The 7,023-nt window shown below is 37.7% G+C and carries 7 protein-coding genes; 4 read left to right on the top strand and 3 right to left on the bottom strand.

Going from position 1 to position 7,023, the window contains the following annotated elements; genetic code table 11:
• Positions 1–582: 582 nt before the first annotated feature.
• The 4 genes from CK510_RS23385 (at position 583) to CK510_RS23370 (ending at position 2,060) form a co-directional block, all read left to right on the top strand.
• The gene (locus tag CK510_RS23385; RefSeq protein WP_095723970.1) at positions 583–855 is read left to right on the top strand and encodes a BrnT family toxin; all 273 of its coding nucleotides are present in this window, start codon (positions 583–585) and stop codon (positions 853–855) included.
• Positions 856–858: 3 nt separating this feature from the next.
• A complete protein-coding gene (locus CK510_RS23380; protein ID WP_095723969.1) occupies positions 859–1,128 on the top strand; it encodes a BrnA antitoxin family protein in 270 nt (89 codons plus the stop codon).
• A gap of 293 nt (positions 1,129–1,421) precedes the next feature.
• On the top strand, positions 1,422–1,658 hold the full coding sequence (locus CK510_RS23375; RefSeq protein ID WP_095723968.1) for a hypothetical protein: 237 nt from the start codon (positions 1,422–1,424) through the stop codon (positions 1,656–1,658).
• 3 nt (positions 1,659–1,661) lie between these two features.
• On the top strand, positions 1,662–2,060 hold the full coding sequence (locus tag CK510_RS23370) for a type II toxin-antitoxin system VapC family toxin (RefSeq protein ID WP_095723967.1): 399 nt from the start codon (positions 1,662–1,664) through the stop codon (positions 2,058–2,060).
• 33 nt (positions 2,061–2,093) lie between these two features.
• Here the strand turns inward: CK510_RS23370 and CK510_RS23365 are convergent, their stop codons facing one another.
• The 3 genes from CK510_RS23365 to CK510_RS23360 are packed head-to-tail and all read right to left on the bottom strand — an operon-like array spanning position 2,094 to position 6,707.
• Entirely contained in the window at positions 2,094–2,357 is a 264-nt protein-coding gene (locus tag CK510_RS23365) for a hypothetical protein (protein ID WP_143289397.1), read from the bottom strand.
• Positions 2,248–2,481, bottom strand: a complete 234-nt coding sequence (locus tag CK510_RS31155; protein ID WP_143289396.1) for a hypothetical protein — start codon at positions 2,479–2,481, stop codon at positions 2,248–2,250. The genes CK510_RS23365 and CK510_RS31155 overlap by 110 nt, the downstream gene beginning before the upstream one ends.
• A 17-nt stretch (positions 2,482–2,498) precedes the next feature.
• Positions 2,499–6,707, bottom strand: a complete 4,209-nt coding sequence (locus CK510_RS23360; RefSeq protein ID WP_095723965.1) for an AAA-like domain-containing protein — start codon at positions 6,705–6,707, stop codon at positions 2,499–2,501.
• Positions 6,708–7,023 lie beyond the last annotated feature (316 nt).

Genomic DNA, 7,023 nt, shown 5'->3' with positions numbered 1-7,023 from the left:
AAGTGTATAAAGTTACTTAACTATACTTAGTGATTGAATGAGCATAAGCCTTGGAAAAAACTTTGTGATTTACTGAAATTCGCTAGCGTTAGCCAAAAGCCCGCTTTGACAAAATCGAATCAGGAGTATTTGTAGCGATGAATCAACTTGTAATAAATGATGTTGTCAATTAGGTACAGCAAGAAATTGAAATCGATAATTTTGGCAAGGGAAAAGCTAGTATCCGAGCAACAGCAAGATTAGCTGGTGTAAGTGATATGGCGTTGCGAAAGGCTTTTAGCAGTGCGAACCTGGAACCATTAAAATTAGCTATAAAGCTTATGGAACAAGGATTTGAAGGCTGCGAACCTGGAGAGCGTGATTCCTACGGATAGCTACACTACGGGAACGGTTTCACCGTAGCTAGCTTCTGCGAAGCAGTACGCTAATGCACTTTCCCACAAACCCTTATAAACGCGATCGCATCTCCTTACAAACCCAATAAAAGCGATCGCCTAATTTCTCTATAACCAAAGCAAAATCTTGACTATTCAAACATACAAAAATTATGTTGTGTACAATTGTGCATACTATAATAGTGTTATGGAGTATGAATGGGACAGTCACAAAGCGGAATCCAATCGCCAAAAACATGGAATTGACTTTGCTGATTCGGTTTCTGTATTTGCAGATAATTTTGCTATTACTGTGATGGATGAGCATCCAGATGAGGAGCGGTTTGTGACTATAGGGATGGATGCTATGGGTAGAATTTTAGTTGTTGTTTATGCGTGGAGAGGTGACAGTTGTATTCGGTTAATATCGGCTCGTAAAGCGATTAGGAGAGAACGTCAACAGTATGAGGAAGAGGTATAAATCATGGATGCTGAGTATGATTTTAGTCAGGGTAAACGCGGGGCGATTGAACCTACAGGCGAAGGTAAAACAAGGATTACAATTCGGTTAGATGATGATGTATTGATATGGTTCCGCGAACAAGTCCATCTTGCTGGTGGTGGAAACTATCAAACTTTGATAAATAATGCATTACGTGAATATGTGCAACAGCGTCGGGAACCTTTAGAGGAAATTTTACGGCGAGTTGTACGGGAAGAATTGAGTCAGATAAATATACAGGTCAATGAGTAGAATAATCGCATTCTCCCATAAACCCCACTAAACGCGATCGCATAATCTCCCAAATAACCAAAATGCGATTCCTGCGGATAGCTACCCTACGGGAACGGTTTCACCGTAGCTAGCTTCTGCGAAGCAGTACGCTAACGCATCCTCCCACAAACCCTTATAAAAGCGAACGACTCTCGTCGCGCAAGCTAGAACTAGCTCCTCCGGAGCGGCTTTCGCCAACGTTCAGCTACGCTAACGCACGACAGCAACAGTCTAGCTTATAATTATCGTACATACGTTATTAGTAAAGCCTTATGTTGCAATCGATTGAAGGAATTTATAAAGATGGTAAGGTAGAACTTGCCGAACTACCACCAGATGTATTAGAAAGCCGGGTAATTGTAACTTTTTTAGAATTAAAAAATCCTTTGCAGTATTCACAAATAATGACATTTGGGATGTTTTCAGGGGAAAATCAATCGACGGAAGACGATTTGGGTATAGCTGAATTTCATGGAGATAGAGAAGATTATTTAGACTGGTCAAAATAATCTATGAAATATGTTGTTGATACCCATGCGCTTATCTGGTTTTTAGAAGGAAACCCACGTTTAGGTACAAATGCCAAAGCAATTCTTTCCCATCCCGATTCTCGATTAATTATCCCCGCAACTACATTGGCTGAAGCTGTTTGGATTGTTGAAAAAGGAAAAACATCGATTCCTTATGCCAAAGATGTAATTGCAGCAGTTGAGGCTGATTCCCGTGTAATAATTTATGCACTGGATAAAGATGTAATTGAACTAACTATGACTTTATCCGCAATAAATGAAATGCACGATCGCCAAATTGTTGCTACTGCTTTAGTTTTAGCAAATAGAGGTGAGATGGTGCAGTTATTATCGTGTGACAAAAATATAATTGCATCTAATCTGGTTCCAATTGTTTGGTAGTTTACAGACGCGATCACACTCTCTCCGAAACCCTTATAAAAGCGATCGCACTCCAAGCCAAACAACCAAAACGCGATCACATCTCCTTACAAATCCTAATAAACGCGATCGCATTAATCCCACAAACCCAATAAACGCGATCGCACACTCCCAAAACCAAAAGGTGATCGCATAATCCCCCAAACAACTAAAACGCGATCGCACTTTCCCACAAACCCAACAAATGCGATCGCACTCCAACCCAAATAACCAAAATGCGATCGCACAATTCCCACAACCCACTAAACGCGATCGCACTAATCCACAAACCCAATAAACGCGATCGCATAATCCCACAAACCCAATAAAAGCGATCGCACTCTCTCCGAAACGACCAAAACGCGATCGCACTCCAACTCAAACAACCAAAATGCGATCGCAATCATAGTTTTGCGCTTATTACTTTGTTACTTCTGGTATCTTTTCTGTACAAATTTCCTGACGCAACTCTGGACGAGTAACAAAATAATCTTTTAACCAGTTACAACCGCGAGTTAATAAATCATCTAATCCTTCCAGGCGCCATACTCGGACTGTACCACCAGAACCGACAGCAGTAATTAGCTTACCATCTGGGCTAAAACTTATGCCATTAATTGCTTCTTCAGGAATTGTATATTCAGCTAACTGCCCACCTTTTACATGCCATAGTTGAATAATTCCATGCCCTCCTGTAGCGATAAACTGCCCATCTGGACTAAAACTTAAGATAAAAACGTCGCCTTGAGTAGAGCGCTTTCCATCAGGTACAAAGTTGCTACTGAAAATTGAACTTTGGTCAAGCACGACTATCTGCTTACCAGAAAAATCCCAAATTCTAGTGTCTTTCTTACCCGCAGTTGCAATATATTTTCCATCTGGACTAATACTTGCCGCATTGATTTCACCTTGTTGACTATTAAATTCCCAAAATTTTTTAAATTTCAAAACTCCTTGTCCAGATAATTTCCATATTCTGACAAAACCATCTCTTCCTACAGTAACTAAGTCTTTACCATCTGGGCTAATATTGATAGCTGAAACTTCGCCTTTATGTTCTTTAAACTCATCTAATAGTTGCCCTGATAAATCCCATAGTTTAGCTGTACTATCCGTGCTTGATGTTGCAATATACTTTCCATCTGGGCTAAAACTTACCCAAGAAATTCTACCTTCATGACCTTTCCATTGCGCTAATAATTTACCGGATAAATTCCAGACACGAATTAAGCCATCTTTTCCAACTGTAACTAAACTTTTACCATTTGGGCTAAAGACAACACTCCAAATCTCGCTCTGATGTTTTAACTCAGTTAAGAAACGCCCCCATAAATCCCAAATTTTAACACCACCTCCACCAGAAGTTGCTAGCAATTGCCCATTTGGACTAAAAGTAACCCAATATTGTCCCGCACTTTTTTGTTCCCATTGAAATTCTTCATCTTTTGATATTGCCCACAGTCTTACCGTACCATCATCTCCTGCTGTGACTAAAAACTCTCCTTTAGGACTAAAACTTAAACTATTAACAGCCCCTTTGTGTCCTTTAAACGTTTTTATTTGCCGAAAGAATGGATTTTCTATTCTAGTGATCATAAGTCCTTTTAATTGATTATTAGTTTCTTTTGATGGTTTATTACTACGTAATTGACTCCTATCCTCACCAATAAGCAAAAGATTTACATTGCCATCATCTACTGATGTTGCAATATACTTTCCATCTTGACTGAAACTGACATCTTTTATTGCACCTTGTTGACTTTTAGGAGTTACATCTAACTGTTTTCCTAACAAATCCCATAGTCTAGCTGTACCATCATCTGAAGCAGTTGCTAAACGTTGTCCATCTGGACTAAAACTTACATTATTAATTGCCTCTTCATGTCCTTTAAATTCTGCTAATTTCTTTCCAAATAAATTCCATAAACGCGCATCACCCTTTGGAGAAGAATCCCGTTGTTCTCTATATTTACCGTCAATTCCTCGCGATATAACCCTTACAGACCGATGTGTACCATCATCACTTCCTGCTGTAACAATAAATTGTCCATCTGGACTAAATCTTATACAATTAAAGCTATACTGATGTGCCTCAAATTTTCTTAATTGCTGACCTGAAATATTCCAAATTGTTACAGTGCCACGTCCTGATGCTGTCGCAATAAGTTTTCCATTTGGGCTAATGCTAATACTGTGTATAAATTCTTTATTATGACTAAATTTTATCAATAAATTTCCAGATATATCCCAAACTTTAGCAATTCCATCTGTCCCAACTGTAATCAAACTAAGCCCATCTGGATTAAAGATAACATCATAAACTTCTTTTTTGTCTGCCTGAAATTCGGATAATTTTTGTCCAAATACATTCCAAACCTTGATTATTCCATTGCTCCCTGCTGTTGCAATTTTTTTACTATCTGGACTCAAAGATAAACTTTTGAGCTTACCTTGTTCTGGGTTGAATTGATTTTTTTCATCAATGTTATTAACTATTTTTTGTAAAGCTAACAAAGGGCTAAATGATTGATAATTATGTAAGGACTTTTGGCTACCAAATAATACTTTGAAATTTTGCCCCATCTTAACAGATGAAACTAAAGATTCTATTTGTTGATACTCAAATCCTCGTAAAATATTGATTCCAGCCACTTCGAGCTTTGTCGCTTCCTGGGCTAATCTCAATTCGCTTAGAGCTTGTCTTTGTTTTTCTTGAGCTACTTTAAGTTCGTTATTAGCTGTTGCTAATTGTTGTTGTGCTTCCTGCTTTTGCTTTTTTGCTTCTTCTAGACTTATATTTGCAGATGTAAGCTCATTTTTAGCTTTTTGAGCTAAATATTCCGCTTCTTGCTGTTCTTGCTCAGAATTTTTAGCTTTTTCTTCCGCAGTTTGTGCCTTCTTATTTGCTGCTATAAATTGTTGTTGTGCAGATGCAACTTTCTGATTTGCAGTTTCTACATTGGCACTAGCTATCCGGAATTTTTCATCTGCTTTTTCAGCTTTATTTTCAGCTTGTTTTTGTTTTTCTTTTTCTGCTTCTACTAATTTTGATCCTTCTTCTTTTTGTTTCATTAGTATGTTAATATTTTCTCTAGCTTTATTGAGTTCAAAATTTGTAGAATTTAGTTTAGACTTTGTAGAATTGAATTGAGATGTTTCAGAAATTCGCCTTTGTTCCGCAATGCTAGCAAACATCAATGCAGCAACAGCCCCAATTATAGAAAGAACCAGCACAATCAAGCCAATGCGAATTCTTTGATTTGTCTTTTTCTCTACATCTATTAATCGCTGCTTTGCCTTTTCTTCTTCCTCCAAAGCCTGATTTGTTTTGACTTCCGCCTTTACAACCTTCTGATTTAACTCAGCTTCCACACTCGCTGATAAAAACCGATAATCAGCATCGCTTAATCTCCTCCCATCAGCCCAAATACGAGATTTTTCTAAATCTTCTCCCCGCAACAAACAAGAATCATCCTGATATTTACTCTCTACCCAAGCCTTTAAATTCTCAGCATAGAAACGTAATTCACCTAACTTATTCTCAACCCAATTAATATTAAAAACATGACCATAAATCTGATTATAAACCTTCAATTTTCCCTTTTGTTCCACCACTAACCCAGTCAACCGCAACCTCATTTGCTCAGAACTACCATCAAAAATAATCTCTCCCTGCTGCAAAACTTGCTGATACAACCCCAACAAACTAACAGCAGTTTTCTCATCACTCAGCATCCGATCTCGAATATTTTTTAAATGCTGTTGTTGATCTACCGATTCCCAATTATCAATAATTTGACTCTGAATCACCTGTTCAATGTGAGATTGAAAATCTATCTTCTCTTCCCAATCCCCACTAACCAACAATTTACAAACTCTCTGAGTTAAAAATGGTTGTCCTCCTGTCCAAGCTAAAATTTCCCCCATTGCTGCCTGGGGATTTTCCACCTTTCCCTCTAACCCTAATGTTAATGCACCAACCTCATGAATTTTAAACCCATCCAGTTGAATTGGTTCCCCAATATTAAATGGTGTTCGGGTTTTATCAGTCAGTAAATCGCTGGGAGTTACAACCCCTAACAAGGCAAAAGTCAGACGTTTATAAGCTGAATTTTCCGCACGTTTGTTATAACAACTTCTAATCAGAGCAAAAAAATCTTCTCTACCAAAACCTAAACTCAGGGTACTATCAATTTCATCGATAAATATGACAATCTTCCCTAAGATAGATGTCAAAAGTACATCTTCTATAAACTCATCTAATTTTTGTGCAGGTGATATATCATTGCGATCGCGCCACCAAGTACGGCGAAATTCTATCGGTTTGGCAATTTTCAAATCCTTGACAATCTTCGAGACAATACCCGTATACCACTGTTCCTGAGTCACATTATCTTTGCTACCTTGCCCAGAAATATCAATAGTAGAACAGGCAACACCTTCGTCCACAAGTCTTTGCATGACCCGAACTTTCAAACTCGATTTACCCATCTGCCGCGAGTTAAAAACATAACAATACTTACCAGCTTTCAATTGATTATAAAAATCAGAGTCAGCTTTTCTGACGACATAACTGGGAGCATCAGGTGGAAGACTTGCCCCAACTTGGTATTCGTAGTTTTCGGTCATTACTGAGTCTCCACTAGCGCAATTAATCACGTAAATCGATATTGTGAATTGATTTTTAATTTATTTTCCCGTATTTCTGTTGTCTTGTTTTTTCTTTTTAGAAAAATAAAAATGGAATAAATCAAAAAGCTGATAACATCAAACTTTAAACGAAGTAATCTTAAAATTCATCTGAGTTTGATTTGAGTTTGATTTGAGTTTGATTTGAGTTTAATAAGCTCTTTTAAACTTGATTTTAGGGCTTTATTTATAACCAAAAATCATCTAAGCTGTTGTTATAACAAACGTGCGGAAAATTCAGCTTATAAACGTCTGA

Origin of the sequence: Brunnivagina elsteri CCALA 953, from assembly GCF_002289455.1 — a bacterium.
Classification (GTDB): domain Bacteria; phylum Cyanobacteriota; class Cyanobacteriia; order Cyanobacteriales; family Nostocaceae; genus Brunnivagina; species Brunnivagina elsteri.
Note: the sequence above shows the minus strand (reverse complement) of the source record. Positions and strands in the feature narration are given on the sequence as shown.